This is a genomic window from Pseudonocardia bannensis (assembly GCF_012911875.1).
In the GTDB taxonomy this organism is placed as follows: domain Bacteria; phylum Actinomycetota; class Actinomycetes; order Mycobacteriales; family Pseudonocardiaceae; genus Pseudonocardia; species Pseudonocardia bannensis.
Map to the genome: position 1 here is coordinate 61,594 of NZ_JAAXKZ010000005.1, position 15,460 is coordinate 77,053.

The following is a 15,460-nucleotide window of genomic DNA, read 5'->3' on the forward strand; positions in this document are numbered from 1 at the left end:
CCCCTTCTCGGGCGCAGTCCTCACGCGTCCGGCACCCGCCAGCGGAACTCACCGGTCAGCGCGAGTGCCTCCTGCGGGCCGTACGACCTCCTCGGGTAGATCACGGGTTCCGGCCGATGGGCCAGGATCGGGTCGGTCAGCCGCCAGAGCAGCTCGACCTCCTCGGTGCTGGTGAACAGCGTCTGGTCGCCCCGCATGACGTCGAGCAGCAGCCGCTCGTAGGCCTCGAGCGGCTCGGAACCGGGGAACTCCTGGAGCAGGTCGATCTTCATCCGGCCGCGGCCCAGCTTCAGGTCCGGGCCCGGGATCTTGGCGCGGACGTCGACGAACATCTGCGGATCGTCGGTGAGCTCGAGGACCAGCTCGTTGCACGGGTCGTCGACCTCCTCGGGGAACATCTTCAGCGGCGGCTCCCGGAAGCCGAGCGTGATCGTCCGCCGGCTCTCGGCCATCGCCTTGCCCGTCCGCAGGTAGATCGGCACCCCGAACCAGCGCCAGTTGTCGATGTAGACCTCCATCGCCACGAACGTCTCGACGTTCGAGGCGGCGTCGACTCCCTCCTCGTTGCGGTAGCCCTCGTACTGCCCGAACACGATGCGTTCCGGGTCCAGCGGTCGGATCCCGCGGAAGACCTTGACCTTCTCCTCGTGCAGGGACTGCGAGTCGATGCGCACCGGCGGCTCGAGCGCGATGAAACCGAGTAGCTGGAACAGGTGGGTGGAGATCATGTCCCGGAACGTGCCGGTGGACTCCATGAAATCGGCCCGGCCCTGGATGTCGATCTCCTCGGGCACGTCGATCTGCACGTAGCAGACGCACTGGTGGTTCCACTGCGGCTCGAACAACCCGTTGGCGAAGCGCAGGGCCAGGATGTTCTGCACCGCCTCCTTGCCGAGGAAGTGGTCGATGCGGAAGATCTGCTCCTCACCGAACACCTCGTGCAGGACGACATTGAGCTGCCGGGCCGACTGCAGGTCGGTCCCGAAGGGCTTCTCCAGGACGAGCTTGGCCCGCTGATGCAGCTCGAACTTGCCGAGCATGCGCACCATCGGCCCGGCCACCGCCGGCGGGACGGCCAGGTACATCAGCCGCTGCGTGTTCGAACCCAGCTCCTGCTCGGCCTCCCGGACGACCTCGACCAGCTCGGCGCCGTCGTCGACCGAGGCCACCACGAAGCCGAGCCGCTTGGCGAACTCGTGCCACTCCCCGTGGTCCTGGAGCTTGCCGCGGAACTGCTCGATCGCGGCGTGGACCATGTCCCGGAACTCCTCCTGGGAGCCGGGGGCGGCGCGCCCCGAACCGATGATCCGGAACCTCTCCGGCAGCAGGCCCAGGTGCCACAGGTGATACAGGCCCGGGAAGAGCTTGCGACGGGCCAGATCGCCGGTCGCGCCGAAGATGACGAAGACATGCGGGTCCAGCGTGGTCAGCGCCATGGCCGAGCAGGTACCCACAGGTGCCGGATCGGAACCACCCCTGCGCCGCGCGGTCGACGGTTCGGCGTCGGATGAGCACGACGTCGTAGGTGCACCGCATCGTGTGCCGGCCGTGGTCGCCCGTGGCCGCGTCCCGCCGGCGGTCGCCGTTCGACGATGCCCGGGCTCGGTGCCCGTCGCCGTCGTACTCGATGGCGAACAGAGCGCCCGGATAGGCGAGGTAGACGTCAGGGAAGACCCCGCACGGATCGCGGCCCCGCCGGTTGGTTGCCCGGGACCGGTCCGGCGTCGATCCCGGTGGCCGGCTCAGTCCCGGCTCGCGAGAGCCGCGTTGTAGAGCTCGCGTTTCGCGACGCCGGCCGCCGAGGCCACCGCGGCCACCGCGTCCTTGAGCCGCTCCCCCGCGTCGACCCGCTCCTGCACCGCCCCGACCAGCGACGACACCGACGGCGCCGCAGCCGGCGCCGCACCGGCGAGCACCACGGTGATCTCACCGCGGACCGGGCCCTCCTCCGCCCAGTCGGCCAGCTCCGACAGCGGGCCGCGGAGCACCTCCTCGTGCTTCTTGGTCAGCTCCCGGCACACCGCGGCCGCCCGGTCCGGGCCCAGCACCGCGACCGCGTCGGCGAGCGTCTCGGCCAGCCGGTGCGGCGACTCGAAGAACACCGCCGCCCGCGGCTCCGCGGCCAGCGTCTCCAGCCAGCGCCGGCGCTCACCGGAGCGCCGCGGCGCGAACCCCTCGAAGCAGAACCGCTCGCAGGGCAGCCCCGAGAGCACCAACGCCGTCGTCACCGCCGAGGGCCCGGGCAGGCACGTCACCGGCAGCCCCTCCGCCGCGGCCGCCGCGACGAGCCGGAACCCGGGGTCGGACACCGCCGGCATCCCGGCGTCGGTCACGACGAGCACCGTCCGGCCGGCCCGGACGTCGGCGAGCAGGCCCGGCAGCCGGGTCGCCTCGACGGCGTCGTAGTGGCTGACCACCCGGCCGCCGACGGGAACGCCGAGCGCCGCGGCGAGGGCACGCAGCCGCCGGGTGTCCTCCGCCGCGATCACGTCCGCCTCGGCGAGGGCTGCGAGCAGCCGGCCGGAGGCGTCCCGGGAATCGCCCAGCGGCGTGGCCGCGAGCACCAGGCGACCCGTGGCATCCGGATCGAGGTGTGGCGCCGCGCCCGTCGGGGGTCCACTCGACATGTCCTCAGCCTACGATCGGCGCGCGTGGGGTATCGCACCGTCGTCACGGAGACGGCCAGGCCGGCGGAGATCGTCGACGACGCCCCAGCTCGCGGCGTCGAGCCGATCGGCATCCGACCGCCGCTGACCCCGGCGCCGGCCGATCCGACGCCCCTGCTGGGCCCTCCCGCGCCGACCGACCGGCTGCGGGGCTGGCTGGTCGCGATCGGGCTGGCGGTGCTCGGCGGGGTGCTGCGCTTCGCCGGTCTCGGCTACCCCACCGACGGCGGCACCCCCGTCTTCGACGAGAAGCACTACGTGCCCCAGGCCTGGCAGATGGTGCGCAACGGCGGGGTCGAGGACAACCCGGGCTACGAGCTGGTGGTGCATCCCCCGCTGGGCAAGCAGCTGATCGCGCTGGGCGAGCTGGCGTTCGGCTACAACGGCGTCGGCTGGCGGGCCGCGGCCGCGCTCGCCGGCACGCTGTGCGTACTGCTGATCGTGCGGGCGACCCGGCGACTGACCCGCTCGACGCTGCTCGGCGGGATCGCCGGGGTGCTGCTGATCTGCGACGGCATGAGCCACGTGCAGTCGCGGATGGGGATGCTCGACATCTTCTCCGCGCTGTTCGTCCTGGCCGCCTTCGCGACCCTGGTCCGCGATCGCGACGACGTGCGCGAACGGATGGCCGTCGTGCTCGCCGGCGGCCGGGTGCGCGACTCGCCGTACGGGCCGCGCTATGGGGTCCGCTGGTGGCGGCTGGCCACCGGGGTGCTGCTGGGGCTGGGCTGCGCCGTGAAGTGGTCCGGGGTGTACTGGCTGGTCGCGTTCGCCGCGCTGACCCTGATCTGGGACCTGACCGCGCGCCGTGCCGCGGGCGTGCAGCGGCCCTGGATGGGCACTCTCGTCCGCGACGTCGCGCCCGCGGCCTGGGCGTTGGCGCTCGTGCCGGTGCTGGCCTACCTGTCGGGCTGGTGGGCGTGGTTCGGCAGCGAGACCTCGATCGACCGGCACGCCGTCGGCACCGGTGTCGGCGCGGACGGGCCGTGGTCGTTCGTGCCGACCACGCTGCGCTCGCTCTGGCACTACAGCAGCCACGTGCTGGCGTTCCACTCCGGCCTCGACACCCCACCCGGGGAACCGCACCCCTGGGAGTCCAAGCCGTGGACGTGGCCGATGGGCCTGCGCCCGATGCTCTACTACTACGCGTCCGGGGAGGACGTCGGCGGCTGCGACGGATCCGAGTGCGTCAGCGCGGTGATGCTCGTCGGCACGCCCGCGCTGTGGTGGGCGGCGATCCCGGTCCTGGCCTGGTCGGTGTGGCGGGTCGTCACCCGGTCCGACTGGCGCTACGCCGCGGTCCTGGTCGGCTACGCCGCGGGGGTGCTGCCGTGGCTGCTCAACATCGACCGGCAGATGTACTACTTCTACATGACGCCGGTGGCGCCGTTCCTGATCATGGCGACGGTGCTGGTGATGGGCGAGATCCTGGGCCGGGCCCGGGCGTCGGCGGAGCGCCGCCAGACCGGGCTGCTCGTCGTCGCGCTCTGGGTGGGCGCGGTGGTCGCGAACTTCGCCTGGCTGTGGCCGATCCTGGTGGGGTCACCGATCACCCCGGACCAGTGGAACGCGCAGCTCTGGTTGCCGTCCTGGCGCTGAGCCCGCGTCCCCGGCGGCTCAGTGCTCGTCCGGCGGGACGAACAACCCGCCCCGCTTGAGCGTCGCGGCGATCAGCGCGGAGTCCAGCGCGGCGACCCCGGCGAGCCACGGTGCGGTGGTCAGGAAGTCGTGCAGGGCGTCCACGCTGGGCAACGCGACCTCCGCCATCAGCTGGTGCTCGCCGGAGATGCAGCTCGCGTAGCGGACCCAGGGCTCACGACACAGGGCCCCGGCCACCGCCTCGACGTCCCGGGGCGCGGCCCGGGCCCACACGATCGCCCGGACGGCGAACCCCAGCCGCACGGGGTCGACGATGGCCCGGATGAGCAGCCGGCCCTCCCTGCGCAACCGTTCCACCCGGCGGCGCACCGCGGCCTCCGACAGGCCGGTGACCCGGGCCAACTCGGCGAAGTCACGGCGGGCGTCACGCTGCAGGGCGGCGAGCAGCATCTGGTCGGCCCGGTTGCGCCCCTTGGTCTCCCCGAAGGGCACCTGTTCGGGCAGCGGCAGGTGCTCGGTGAGGGCGTCGCGCTCCTCCGGTCCGAGCAGGCCGGGCCGCCACTGGTGGGCGGTCCGGACGTAGCGCAGCACGGTCCAGGTGACGCTCTCCACCAGCCCCGGCAACGCCGGCAGTTCGTCGACGACGAGCCCCGCGAGTCGCTGTGGCGGGCAGTCGATCTCCGCGATGCAGCCGACGGGCCCGGCCAGCACGTGGGCGTAGCGGGTGTCGCGGCGGCGGGCCAACGCGAGCGCGACGAGCCGTTGCTGCCCGGGGCGGCAGCGGATCCCGACGATCGTTCCGGCCGCCGGCGCCGGCAACCCGGTGACCCGCACGATCCCGGAGCCGAGCAACCGCTCGCCGCGCGGGGCCACGGTGTGTTCGGACTCGCCGAGCGCGTCGGCGATGCGGTGCCAGGACGCCCGGCCGTCGATCTGCAGGGCGCCGACGATGCGGCGATCGAGCGCGTCCAGGGTGTCGATCACCGAGCACCCCGCTGTTCTCGCTCGCGACACCTCCGTGCCGGTCCCGTCGCCTGAGTCGATCAGTGTGCCGGTCGGGACCGGCCGCCCCGGGGTGCCACGCGGGCGGCCGTCCGGCCTTCACCCACCCGATCACCCACCCGATGCCAGCAGCATGCTGGCCGTGAGTGCCAGCACGACGCTGGTGAGCTGCAGCCCGGTCAGCCGCTCCCGCAGCACGGTGCGGGCGAGCAGCACGACCACCACCGGATACAGCGACACCAGGACGGCGCTGACGCTCAACGAACCGCTGCGGGTGGCCAGCAGGAACAGCGCGTTCGCGACGGTGTCGAGCATCCCGCTGAGGGCCATCAGGCCCCATCCCGCGACCGGCTCGCCGCGCTGCCACCGGGCCGCGACGACGATCGCGAGCAGCGTCGTGGACACGGCCCGCCCGGCGAGCAGCGGCCAGAGCCCCGAGTCGGCCGGGGTGGCGTCCAGGGCTACGAAGAACAACCCGAACCCCAGCCCGGAGCCCAGACCCAGCGCGAGACCGGTGCCGGCGGCCCGATCGCGGCGGCTGCCGGCGGTGGCGAGGACGATCGCGACCAACGCGACGGCCATCGCGGCGAGCGTCACCGGTCCCGGCCGCTCGCCGAGCAGCACCCCGATCACGAGCGGCAGCCCGGCACCGACGACCGCCGACAGGGGCGCGACCACGCCCATCGGGCCGACCGCCAGCCCGCGGAAGTAGAGCAGCAGTCCGGAGACCCCGGCGAGCCCGGCCAGCACGCCGATACCGGCGGCGGCCGTGGACGGGCGGCCGGGCAGCAGCAGGACGGCCGGCACGAGGGCCAGCAGGCCGGCGAGCTGGGCGACCGCGGTGACGGTCAGCGTCGAGGCCCGGCGGGACGCCAGTCCGCCGGCGAAGTCGGCCACGCCGTAGGCCACTGCGGCCGGTGCGGCGAACAGGGCGGGCATCGGTGGCGCTCCGTTCGGTTCGTCGTGAGGATGTCCCAGCCCGGTGGCTTCGGACGGATGCTGGCGATGAATATCAGCGAATGTCGGCCCGGCGGCGAGCGGGTGGCCGGGGCCGGTCAGCACCCGTCGAGACGCAGCGGGCGGTGCACCGGGTCGACCTCGAGCGTCACCCGGTCGAAGCGCGACCGGTACCCGCAGCCGCCGTTCGACACCACCTCGACGCGGTCGTCGCCGGCGAACCGGACGTCGGCCGGCGCGGCCCCGCCCTCGAGCCCCTGCCAGACCAGCGCGTCCTGGGCGAAGGGTCCGCTGCCCGCGCGGAGCCGGACCGCATAGACGGGGTCGATCCCGGCGAACGCGCCGCCCTCGACCGTCACCAGCCGGTAACCCCCGGCCGTCCGCTCGTCGACGACCCGGCCGGGGCCGATGAACTGGGCCACGAACCAGAGCAGCCCGACCCAGCCGAGTGTGACGAGCACGCCGGCGACGGTGATCAGCACCTGGCCGGTGCGGCGGCGGGACAGCCCGGCCAGGAACACGGTGCCCAGGATCATCGTCACGGTGACGAGAACACCGATGTACCAGGGCGCGAGGAGCAGATGGAAGGGATCGACGATCGCCGCCGCGGACAGCGCGCCCGCCGAGAGCGCGAGCGAACCGAGGACGAGGGACCGGCGGCGGGCCGTCGGCAGCGTCGGCATGGTGACGACCTCCGCGGAGAAAACATCGACCCCGGCCGGATTCCCGGCCGGGGTCGATGTGTGGTGGTGGAGCTGAGGGGAATCGAACCCCTGACCTTCTCGATGCGAACGAGACGCGCTACCAACTGCGCTACAGCCCCAAACCCGTCCGACCGTGACCGGCGAACGGGAGAAACCTTAGCAGCCCCTCATTCGCCCGCTGCACGGCGGTAGTCCGGTCGCCCCGGAGAGTCGAGTTCGCTCAGCTCGACGTCCTCCTCATCGACCTCGACCAGGGTTGTTCCGGCTGGTAGCGGGGGTGGCGGGGCCGGGGCGAGCCGAGGCAACGTCGCCTCCGGTTCGGCCGCGTCGCCGTCCCCGTCGCGCGGGGTCACGGTGCGCGGCCGGGCTGACAGGACGCCGACCGGTTCCCCGGTCCCGCGAACCCGCTCGGGGTCGTCGTCGACGTCCTCGGTCCAGGCGACATCGTCGACGTCCTCGTCGAGGTCGCCGTCGATGCCACCGCGGTCGCCGGCCGCCTCGACCTCGAGGTCGTCACGCAGGTCCTCGGGGAGGTCCTCCCCGACGTCGTCGAAGTCCTCCGCGTCGGCCGGACACGCCCGGCCCGCCTCGCGGCCGCGGCGGGCCCACTCGTCCAGTTCGGGGTCGTCGGCCGCGGGAGGACGTCGGGTGCCGGCCATCCGCGCGGCACGCCGCGCCCGGATCGCCTCCTCCAGGCGGACCTGGCGGCGTAGGTAGACGAGGTAGCCGACGAGCGCGAGGTCGATCAGCAGGTGCAGCCACCACAACGCCGGCAGCGCCAACCCGGCGACGATCGCGGAGACCCCGGCCAGCGCCAGCAAGGCGAGCACGATCCGCTGGCGGACCGCATAGCGCGCCCGGGCCGCGAGCGCCGCCGCCTCCGGGTCGAAGCCGCCGCGGCCGGGGCGGTAGCGCGCCGGTGGACGCTCCCAGCGCCGCTCGTCGTCCTCGACGGGAGGCCGATCATCGGCCTCCGGTCCGGGCGGCCGGGCGTCGATCGGCTCCGGGCCACTGCGGGCACCGGACGGCACCTGCGCATCCACCGCACGGGTCTCCCCGGTCCGGGCCGCCGGCACCCGTGCGGTCTGCTCGGTACGGTCGGGTTGGGTCGCCACCGGCCGCGGCTCCTGAGCCTGGTCCACCTGGTCCACCTCCTGGGTCCGGCGCCGCTGGTGCGGCCGCTCCAGCACCCGTCCGGAGAGCGCGGCCGGGCTCAGCCGCGCCACCTCCTGCTGACGCCGGGCGACCGCCGGGACGAGGATCAGCAGCCAGAGCACCACCAGTCCCGCGAAGATCAGCGAGCTGGGCACGGCTGCCTCCTCCCCCCGTCGGCGCAGTCCGGACACGACCCAGCCACCCCGGCCAAGATCGCACCCGGGCACCAACGGTAATGAGCGCGACGGTGGGAGTCCGGAAACGACGCGCCGTGTTCAACGAGAACACTGCTGTTTCAACCGGGACGGGTGTGACGGTTGGTGCTTTCGTGGGTGCACGAGTGATCGCGCGTGGTGGCTCTCAGTGGTGCGCAACCCGAGTGGCCCAGCGGGACGGGGGCCGCAGTCAGACGCGCTCCGCCAGCCCGCGCCCGACCAGCCGACCGACGATCCCCCCGGCCGGCACCTCCTCCACGGTCATCGCGAAGCAGAGGTGGTCACGCCAGGCGCCATCGACGTCGAGATAGCGGGCGAACAGACCCTCCCGGCGGAAGCCGAGCTTCTCCAGAACCCGCAGGCTGGCCGCGTTCTCCGGCCGGACGGTGGCCTCCAACCGGTGCAGGCCGACAGCGGAGAAACAGTGGTCGATCACCAGCGCGACGGCCGCCGTCGTCACACCGGCACCGCTGACCCGGGAATCGCACCAGTACCCGACATAGGCCGACAGCAGCGGCTCGCGCACCACGTTGCCCACCATGACCTGACCCACCAGCCTGCCGTCGCAGGTCACCGCGAACGGCAGTGCCGTGCCGCGCCGTCCGGCGGAGCGCAGCAGCGCCCAGCGCGCGGGCCACTCGACGACGGCGTTGCGCTGCGCCCAGGTGCCCGGGGCACTGGGCTCCCACGGGGTCAGGGTGCGCTCGTCACGGATCCGGATCTCCGACCAGGCCGACGCGTCGCGCAACCGCACCGGCCGCAGCTCGACCACCCCCACCGGCACCCGCAGTGCCCCGAGTCGGGCCGGCCAGCCGGGGTGCCGTCCGGTCCGTTCCGGGAGGGCATGCGCCACGTCTGCTCCGCCAGCTCCGTCAGCCCGGTCGCCGCGTTCAGCCGCGCGACGGCAGGAACGCGACGCTGACGGCCTGGTCGACGGTCGCGTCGGCGACATCCTCGGGCAGCACGATCAAGCCGTTGGCGTCGGCCATCGAGGAGAGCAGGTGCGCACCGGAGACACCGAGGGGTTGGACGAGGTAGTCGCCGGTCGCCTGCTCGCGCAGCAGCCGTCCCCGGAGATAGCCACGCCGCCCCGGGGTCGACGACACCGGCGAGGTCAGCCGGGCGGTGACCATGCGGCGGTACGGGTCGGTAAGGCCCAGACCGAGCCGGATCAACGGGCGCACCATCACCTCGAACAGGAGGAGCGCGGTGGCCGGGTGCGACGGGAACAGGAACGTCGGCACCGCGTCGGCGCCCAGGCGGCCGAACGCCTGAGTGGAGCCGGGGTGCATGGCGACCCGGGTGAAGTCGAGCTCGCCCAGCCCGTCGAACGCCGCCCGGACCTCGGCACCGGCGTTCCCGGCGACGGCCCCGCACACGACCAGCACCTCGCTGAACGGGAGCAGGTCCTCCACCGCGGCGCGCAGCTCGCGCGCGTCAGAGCGGACGAGGCGGGCCCGCGAGGTCTCCGCGCCGGCCTCCCGCGCGGCCGCGGTGACGGCGTGCGAGCACACGTCGGCGACCTGCCCGGCCCCCGGCGTGCGGGCCAGCTCGACCAGCTCGTCGCCCACCGACAGCACCGCGACTCGCGGGCGCGGGTGCACCAGGAGCTTGTCCCGGCCGACCGCGGCGAGCAGCCCGACCTGGGCCGCGCCGACCACCTGGTCGCGGCGCACCGCGACGTCACCGGGCTGCACGTCCTCACCGATCCGGCGGACGAACGCCGCCGACGGCACGCCACGGTGCACCCGCAGCCGCGCCGTCGCCCCGTCGGTATGGTCCGCGGGCACCACGGCGTCGGCCAGGGTGGGGAGCGGCGCCCCCGCAACGACCCGGACGGCCTGTCCCGGCTGCAGCCGCAGCGGCTGCCTCGACCCGGCCGGGATCTCACCCACCACCGGTATCGAGACCGGCTCGGCCTCGCTCGCCCCGACCAGGTCCACACTGCGCACGGCGTAACCGTCGATCGCCGCCTGATCGAACCCGGGCAAGGGGCGGGAGGCCACGACCTCTTCCGCGGACCGCAGGCCCTGAGCGTCGGAGATCGCCACCCGCACCGGCGCCGGCCGGACCGCGGCGTCCAGCACCCGGGCCAGCTGCTCGTCGACCGACCGCACCCGGACTAGCCCTCCAGCCGGGAGCCGAGCCAGCTGCGCAGCTCGGGTCCGTAGTCGGGATGCTGCAGCGCGAAGTCCACGAAGGCCCGCACGTAGCCACCGGGGTTGCCCAGGTCGTGGCGGCCGCCGCGGTGCACGACGACGTGCACCGGGTGCGCCTCGGAGATCAGCAGCGCGACGGCGTCGGTGAGCTGCAGCTCGCCCCCGGCGCCGGGGGTGATGCGCTCCAGCGCGTCGAAGATGGCCCGGTCCAGGATGTAGCGACCGGCCGCGGCGTAGGTGGACGGCGCCTGGTCGGCGGGGGGCTTCTCGACCATGCCGTGCACCCGCTTGACGTCGGGGTCGTCGGTGTCGGAGACGTCGAACACCCCGTAGGCGGAGATCTCCGGGCCGGGGATGTCGAAGGCGCACAGGACGCTGCCGCCGAACTCGGCCCGGACAGCCGCCATCCTGGAGAGCACACCGGTGGGCAGCACCAGGTCGTCGGGCAGCAGGACGGCGATGGCCTGCTCGTCGTCGGCGAGCGCCTCGGCCGCACATCCCACCGCGTGCCCAAGGCCCTTCGGCTCGTGCTGGGTGACCGTGCGCACGCTGATCAGGTCCGCGGCGCGGCGGACCTTCTCCAGCAGCGCGTCCTTGCCGCGCTCCTTGAGCGTCTCCTCGAGCTCGGGCGCCGGGGCGAAGTGCGCGGCGACGGCGTCCTTGCCCGGAGAGGTGACGATGAGCAACTGCTGCGCCCCGGCCTCCGCGGCCTCGGCGGCGACCAGTTCGATACCCGGTGTGTCGACGACCGGGAGCAGTTCCTTCGGCACCGTCTTGGTGGTCGGCAGGAACCGTGTGCCGAGGCCGGCAGCGGGGACCACGGCGGAGCGGAACGGCAGCGACTCGCTCATGGTCGGCGAGCCTAACCGCGCCGGTAGCGTGCTCGCGTGACGGCTCGCACTGAACCACCCGGTTCGGCCGGTGGGGGGCATCCGGCTACTCCGGGCGATGGCGACGAGGGCGGTCGGGCCGCCGGGGTCGCCGAGGGCAAGGACGTCTGGCGGCGGCGGGTGCTCGCTGCCCGGCGCGCACTGGCCCCCGAGGAACGGGCGGCCCGCGCCGCGGCGCTGGCCGAGGGCGCGGTCGCACTGGCGGCGGGATGCACGGGACCGGTGTGCGCGTACCTGCCCGTGGGCCGCGAACCCGGGTCGGTGGCGGGCCTGGACGCGCTGCGCGCAGCCGGGCACGAGGTGCTGCTGCCGGTGGTGCCCGACCGCGCCGGCCCGCTGGACTGGGCCCGGTACGACGGCCCGGACTGGCTCGCCGACGGGCCCCTGGGCCTGCGCGAGCCGACCGGTCCACGCCTCGGGGTGACCACGATCACCCGGGCCGGTCTGGTCCTGGTCCCGGCGCTCGCGGCCGACCGCCGCGGCGTCCGGCTGGGGCGGGGCGGCGGCTACTACGATCGGACGCTTCCGCTGGCCGGACCGGGTACGCAGCTGGTGGTCCTGCTCAACGACGACGAGTTGGTGGCGGAGCTGCCGGCCGAACCGCACGACGTCCGGGTGACCGCCGCGCTGCTGCCGCGCGCCGGTGTGGTGATGCTCGGCGACACGATCTGATCCGGTCGGGTTAGACTGGCACTCTCTGTGTGGGAGTGCCAGTTGCGGAGGATTTCGTGCCGACTTATCAGTACGCCTGCACCGCCTGCGAACACCGGTTCGAGGCAGTGCAGTCCTTCTCCGACGACTCGTTGACCGAGTGCCCGGTGTGCCAGGGACCGCTGCGCAAGGTGTTCTCGTCGGTCGGGATCGTGTTCAAGGGCAGCGGCTTCTACCGCACCGACAGTCGCTCCGGATCGAGCGCGGTCGACGGCGCCCGCAAGGAGCCGGTGTCGAGCGGCAGCAAGGAGACCGTGGCCGCGTCCTCGGGGGCCTCCTCCGGTTCGGGCGACTCCGGCGGCTCGTCCGCGAGCAGCGCCCCCGCCGCCGCCGCTTCCTGAGCGGCGTCACGGCCGTGACCTCGGCCGGGGCGCACCCCCGGTCAGGGTCACCCGTACGCCCGTATCCGGACCGCGGCGCCGGCCGGTGCCGTCCCGGTTGTCCACATGCGCCGGTGGTTGTCCACAGCTCCCGCCGCGCCGCCCTCCGTACCGCCTGATCGCCTACCGTCGCCGGCGGGCCCACCGGGTCCGTCCACCGGGACCACCGGCGGCGACAGGAGGCAGGGATGCGCGGCAGCAGCGGGCCGGTCCGCGGGCCGGCAGCGGCCCGGGCGCCGAGGGCGTCGGGGGCCCTGTCGCCACGGCTGAGGCACCGGGTGGTCGAACTGGTGCACGGGCCGGGCTGGCGCCGGGTCGCGATGGCCCGCCGGATCGGAGCGGGCCTGCTCGTCACGCTGGCGCTGGTCCTTGCCCTCTCACCCGGCGCAGGGTCCGGCGGTGTCGCGCTGCTCGTCACCACGCACGACGTCGCCGCCGGGGCCACGCTGCGCGCCGAGGACCTGACGGTCAGGCACTGGCCCGCCGAGCTCGTCCCCGCCGGGGCGCTGCGCAGCGCGGGCGACGTCGAGGGCCGCGTCCTGGTCGGGGCGGCGCGCGCCGGGGAACCTCTCACCGACCTGCGCATCGCCGGCCCCGAACTCGCGGCCACGGCCACCGGCTCCCCCGACTCGGCCAGTGTGCCGGTGCGGCTGGCCGATGCCGGAGTCGCCGATCTGCTGCGTCCGGGCAGCGCGGTCGATGTCGTGACGGTCGGCCCGAGCACGGACGAGCCGGTCGTGCTGGCGGGTCACGCGATCGTGCTCACCGTGCTGTCGCCCGCCGGCGGGGCCGGCTTCGGTTCGGCTGCACGCGGGCCGCTGGTACTGGTCGCCCTCCCCCGCGAGAGCGCGTCGCGCGTGGCGGCCGCCGCACTGTCCGATCAGGTCGCTCTTACCCTTCGATGATCCCGGACCGGTCGGGATCGGAGTAGAAGGGATCGAGAGTGCTCAAGGGGTTCAAGGACTTCGTCCTGCGCGGCAACGTGGTCGATCTGGCGGTGGCCGTCGTCATCGGGGCCGCGTTCAGCTCCATCGTCACGGCGTTCACCAGCAAGATCATCCAGCCGCTGCTCAACGCCATCCCGCCCGCCAACACCCCTGGCCTCGTCATCCCGATCGTCCAGGGCAAGGAGAACACCTACATCGACGTCTCGGCCGTGATCACGGCGACCATCAACTTCGCGATCGTCGCGGCGGTCGTCTACTTCGTCTTCGTGCTCCCGCTGAACACTCTGAAGGCCCGGCGCAAGCGCGGCGAGGAGCCGGGCCCGGCCGAGCCGACGGACGTCGAGTTGCTCACCGAGATCCGCGACCTGCTCAAGGCCCGGACCGGCACCACGGGCGACGGCACGCACAAGGCCTGATCCGATCGGACCCGTGGGGTGGGCCCGGTCCCACCCCACGGGTACCCCGGGCGTTCGGACCCGAGCACCACCCGAGAGGGTGGAGCCGACTCGCCTCGGCCCGTTCGGGAGGCACCCGCTGCGGGTCGGCTGCGACGCTCCCTGATCCTCGGCGCGGACCGGACGGGCTCAGTCCCGGTCGTGGTGCGGGGGGCGGTTGGCCCGCAGCCACTCCTCGTCCGACGGTGCGGCACCGTCCCCGGAGTTGCCCGGCTCCCCGAGTTCGTCGCGGGTGACCGTGGGTAGAACGTCACCGAAGATCTCATCGATCTTCCGCCGTACCCGATCCGGGAGTTCTGCCACGGGTCCATGGTGCCTCATCCCGCCGACAACGCGCTCCGGTGCCACGATGACCACATCAGGTCGCCGGACCGGCGCCTCCACAGGGATCGGGGGTCGACGATGAGCTTGAAGGACAAGGCGAAGAACCTGGCGGACGCAGCCAAGGACAAGGCCGGCACCTACGCCGGCACGGCCAAGGACAAGGCCGGCACCTACGCCGGGACGGCCAAGGAGAAGGCCGGCGAGTACGGCGGCACCGCGAAGGAGAAGGCCGCCGGCTACACCGAGAAGGCCGCCGACCTCGCAGCCAAGGGCGTTGACCGGGCCGCCGCCGGGGTCGACAAGGTCACCGGGGGCCGCTTCCACGACACCATCGAGAGCATCAGTGAGAAGGTCGGGGACATCCTGGACCACGAGCGCCGGGCCACCGACCGGGCCGCGACCGCCGGGCCGGAGGCGGCCGCGCCCACCGAGGCCGGAGCTGCCGGGCCGGTGACCCCGGCCGCGACGACCGGTGCCGGAGCCGCCGACGTCACCCCGGCCACCCCCACCGCGACGGGCTCGCCGATCACCCCGGCCGCGCCGGCGAGCGGTGCCGCGCCGGCGGACCGGGACGACACCGGCCCGAAGACCGGCTGAGCGACGGATCGGGGCGGACGCCGGCGTCAGTCGGAGTCGAGTCCCGAGAGCTCGGCGATGACGTGTGCGACCAGTGGCGTGAGGGTCGCCATACCGTCGCGCACCGCGGCCCGTGACGGCGCCAGGTTGACCACCAGGGTGCTGCCGGAGACGCCGACGAGGCCGCGGGACAGCCCGGCGTCCACCGCGCCGGCCGCGAGCCCTGACGCCCGGATCGCCTCGCCGATGCCCGGGATCGGCCGGTCGAGCACGCCCGCCGTGGCGTCGGCGGTGACGTCACGCGGGGAGACCCCGGTACCTCCGACCGTGATCACCAGGTCGACGCCGCCGATCACCGCGGTGTTCAGGGCGTTGCGGATCGCCACCGACTCCCCGGGGACCACGACCACCGCGTCCACGACGAAGCGGGCCTCCTCGAGCAACTCGGTGACCAGGGGGCCGACGGTGTCCTCCCGTTCACCGTGGCTGACCCGGTCGTCCACGATCACCACGAGGGCTCGGCCGATCTGCGGGGGCGCCATCTCCATGCGATCACCGTAGCGGGACGACCGAGGCGACGCGCCGAACGCTCCCCACCCGTGTAGAGGTGGGCCGCACCGGCGCCGGGAGGGGGTGCCGGCGTCGGCGCGGCCCAGCCCGGATCGTGGGGCACCACGAACCGGGACTGCGCGAACTTCGCAGAATTCGCTACCACACGTC

The 15,460-nt window shown here is 73.8% G+C and carries 17 protein-coding genes and 1 other RNA gene; 6 read left to right on the forward strand and 12 right to left on the reverse strand.

The features are described 5' to 3' along the window. Positions 1–20: 20 nt before the first annotated feature. On the reverse strand, positions 21–1,436 hold the full coding sequence (gene zwf, locus HF519_RS02695) for a glucose-6-phosphate dehydrogenase (protein ID WP_169410002.1): 1,416 nt from the start codon (positions 1,434–1,436) through the stop codon (positions 21–23). Between the two features lie 306 nt (positions 1,437–1,742). Continuing rightward, positions 1,743–2,627 (reverse strand): 16S rRNA (cytidine(1402)-2'-O)-methyltransferase, encoded by an 885-nt coding sequence (gene rsmI, locus HF519_RS02700; protein WP_169410003.1) that lies wholly within the window; start codon positions 2,625–2,627, stop codon positions 1,743–1,745. 105 nt (positions 2,628–2,732) lie between these two features. On the opposite strand from rsmI, the gene HF519_RS02705 reads away from it, so the two are divergent. Then, on the forward strand, positions 2,733–4,265 hold the full coding sequence (locus HF519_RS02705) for a dolichyl-phosphate-mannose--protein mannosyltransferase (protein WP_438826374.1): 1,533 nt from the start codon (positions 2,733–2,735) through the stop codon (positions 4,263–4,265). An 18-nt stretch (positions 4,266–4,283) separates the two neighbouring features. Here the strand turns inward: HF519_RS02705 and HF519_RS32145 are convergent, their stop codons facing one another. The 8 genes from HF519_RS32145 to HF519_RS02745 form a co-directional block, all read right to left on the reverse strand. Next, entirely contained in the window at positions 4,284–5,249 is a 966-nt protein-coding gene (locus HF519_RS32145) for an Lrp/AsnC family transcriptional regulator (RefSeq protein ID WP_169410004.1), read from the reverse strand. A gap of 129 nt (positions 5,250–5,378) precedes the next feature. Then, on the reverse strand, positions 5,379–6,206 hold the full coding sequence (locus HF519_RS02715) for an EamA family transporter (protein WP_169410005.1): 828 nt from the start codon (positions 6,204–6,206) through the stop codon (positions 5,379–5,381). A 116-nt stretch (positions 6,207–6,322) separates the two neighbouring features. Further along, a complete protein-coding gene (locus HF519_RS02720) occupies positions 6,323–6,907 on the reverse strand; it encodes a hypothetical protein (protein ID WP_169410006.1) in 585 nt (194 codons plus the stop codon). A 64-nt stretch (positions 6,908–6,971) separates the two neighbouring features. After that, positions 6,972–7,095: a transfer-messenger RNA gene (gene ssrA, locus HF519_RS02725) on the reverse strand. Continuing rightward, a complete protein-coding gene (gene sepX / locus HF519_RS02730; RefSeq protein WP_169410007.1) occupies positions 7,096–8,238 on the reverse strand; it encodes a divisome protein SepX/GlpR in 1,143 nt (380 codons plus the stop codon). Positions 8,239–8,488: 250 nt separating this feature from the next. Further along, positions 8,489–9,151, reverse strand: coding sequence for a GNAT family N-acetyltransferase (locus HF519_RS02735; protein WP_312859858.1), 663 nt, complete (start codon positions 9,149–9,151; stop codon positions 8,489–8,491). Between the two features lie 37 nt (positions 9,152–9,188). Next, entirely contained in the window at positions 9,189–10,415 is a 1,227-nt protein-coding gene (gene glp, locus HF519_RS02740; protein WP_169410009.1) for a molybdotransferase-like divisome protein Glp, read from the reverse strand. A gap of 5 nt (positions 10,416–10,420) precedes the next feature. Further along, complete coding sequence (locus HF519_RS02745) at positions 10,421–11,308, reverse strand: UTP--glucose-1-phosphate uridylyltransferase (protein WP_169410010.1); 888 nt, start codon at positions 11,306–11,308, stop codon at positions 10,421–10,423. A gap of 36 nt (positions 11,309–11,344) precedes the next feature. On the opposite strand from HF519_RS02745, the gene HF519_RS02750 reads away from it, so the two are divergent. The 4 genes from HF519_RS02750 to mscL all read left to right on the forward strand — a co-directional run bounded on the left by HF519_RS02750 (position 11,345) and on the right by mscL (position 13,801). Next, positions 11,345–12,019 carry a 5-formyltetrahydrofolate cyclo-ligase gene (locus HF519_RS02750; RefSeq protein ID WP_169410011.1) on the forward strand — a complete coding sequence of 225 codons (675 nt, stop codon included), beginning with the start codon at positions 11,345–11,347 and terminating at the stop codon, positions 12,017–12,019. Between the two features lie 56 nt (positions 12,020–12,075). Beyond that, on the forward strand, positions 12,076–12,399 hold the full coding sequence (locus HF519_RS02755; protein WP_169410012.1) for an FmdB family zinc ribbon protein: 324 nt from the start codon (positions 12,076–12,078) through the stop codon (positions 12,397–12,399). A gap of 227 nt (positions 12,400–12,626) precedes the next feature. Next, on the forward strand, positions 12,627–13,343 hold the full coding sequence (locus tag HF519_RS02760) for an SAF domain-containing protein (RefSeq protein ID WP_169410013.1): 717 nt from the start codon (positions 12,627–12,629) through the stop codon (positions 13,341–13,343). 38 nt (positions 13,344–13,381) lie between these two features. Next, complete coding sequence (gene mscL / locus HF519_RS02765; protein ID WP_169410014.1) at positions 13,382–13,801, forward strand: large conductance mechanosensitive channel protein MscL; 420 nt, start codon at positions 13,382–13,384, stop codon at positions 13,799–13,801. Between the two features lie 168 nt (positions 13,802–13,969). On the opposite strand, the gene HF519_RS02770 is transcribed toward mscL, so the two are convergent. Beyond that, positions 13,970–14,143 carry a hypothetical protein gene (locus tag HF519_RS02770; protein ID WP_246242247.1) on the reverse strand — a complete coding sequence of 58 codons (174 nt, stop codon included), beginning with the start codon at positions 14,141–14,143 and terminating at the stop codon, positions 13,970–13,972. Between the two features lie 99 nt (positions 14,144–14,242). Here HF519_RS02770 and HF519_RS30220 point away from each other — a divergent pair, with 99 nt between their 5' ends. After that, positions 14,243–14,761: an Rv0909 family putative TA system antitoxin gene (locus tag HF519_RS30220; protein WP_211169442.1), complete on the forward strand. Its 519-nt coding sequence runs from the start codon at positions 14,243–14,245 to the stop codon at positions 14,759–14,761. A 26-nt stretch (positions 14,762–14,787) separates the two neighbouring features. Here HF519_RS30220 and HF519_RS02780 read toward each other — a convergent pair whose 3' ends face one another. Then, a complete protein-coding gene (locus HF519_RS02780; protein ID WP_438826375.1) occupies positions 14,788–15,282 on the reverse strand; it encodes a MogA/MoaB family molybdenum cofactor biosynthesis protein in 495 nt (164 codons plus the stop codon). Between the last annotated feature and the right edge of the window lie 178 nt (positions 15,283–15,460).

Excerpts from the sequence above, each read along its gene's own strand:
- rsmI (WP_169410003.1), bottom strand. The coding sequence starts at position 2,627 with ATGTCGAGTGGACCCCCGACGGGCGCGGCGCCACACCTCGATCCGGAT.
- HF519_RS02780 (WP_438826375.1), bottom strand. The coding sequence starts at position 15,282 with ATGGCGCCCCCGCAGATCGGCCGAGCCCTCGTGGTGATCGTGGACGAC.
- zwf (WP_169410002.1), bottom strand. The coding sequence starts at position 1,436 with ATGGCGCTGACCACGCTGGACCCGCATGTCTTCGTCATCTTCGGCGCG.
- HF519_RS02720 (WP_169410006.1), bottom strand. The coding sequence starts at position 6,907 with ATGCCGACGCTGCCGACGGCCCGCCGCCGGTCCCTCGTCCTCGGTTCG.
- HF519_RS30220 (WP_211169442.1), top strand. The coding sequence starts at position 14,243 with ATGAGCTTGAAGGACAAGGCGAAGAACCTGGCGGACGCAGCCAAGGAC.
- HF519_RS02715 (WP_169410005.1), bottom strand. The coding sequence starts at position 6,206 with ATGCCCGCCCTGTTCGCCGCACCGGCCGCAGTGGCCTACGGCGTGGCC.
- HF519_RS02760 (WP_169410013.1), top strand. The coding sequence starts at position 12,627 with ATGCGCGGCAGCAGCGGGCCGGTCCGCGGGCCGGCAGCGGCCCGGGCG.
- HF519_RS02745 (WP_169410010.1), bottom strand. The coding sequence starts at position 11,308 with ATGAGCGAGTCGCTGCCGTTCCGCTCCGCCGTGGTCCCCGCTGCCGGC.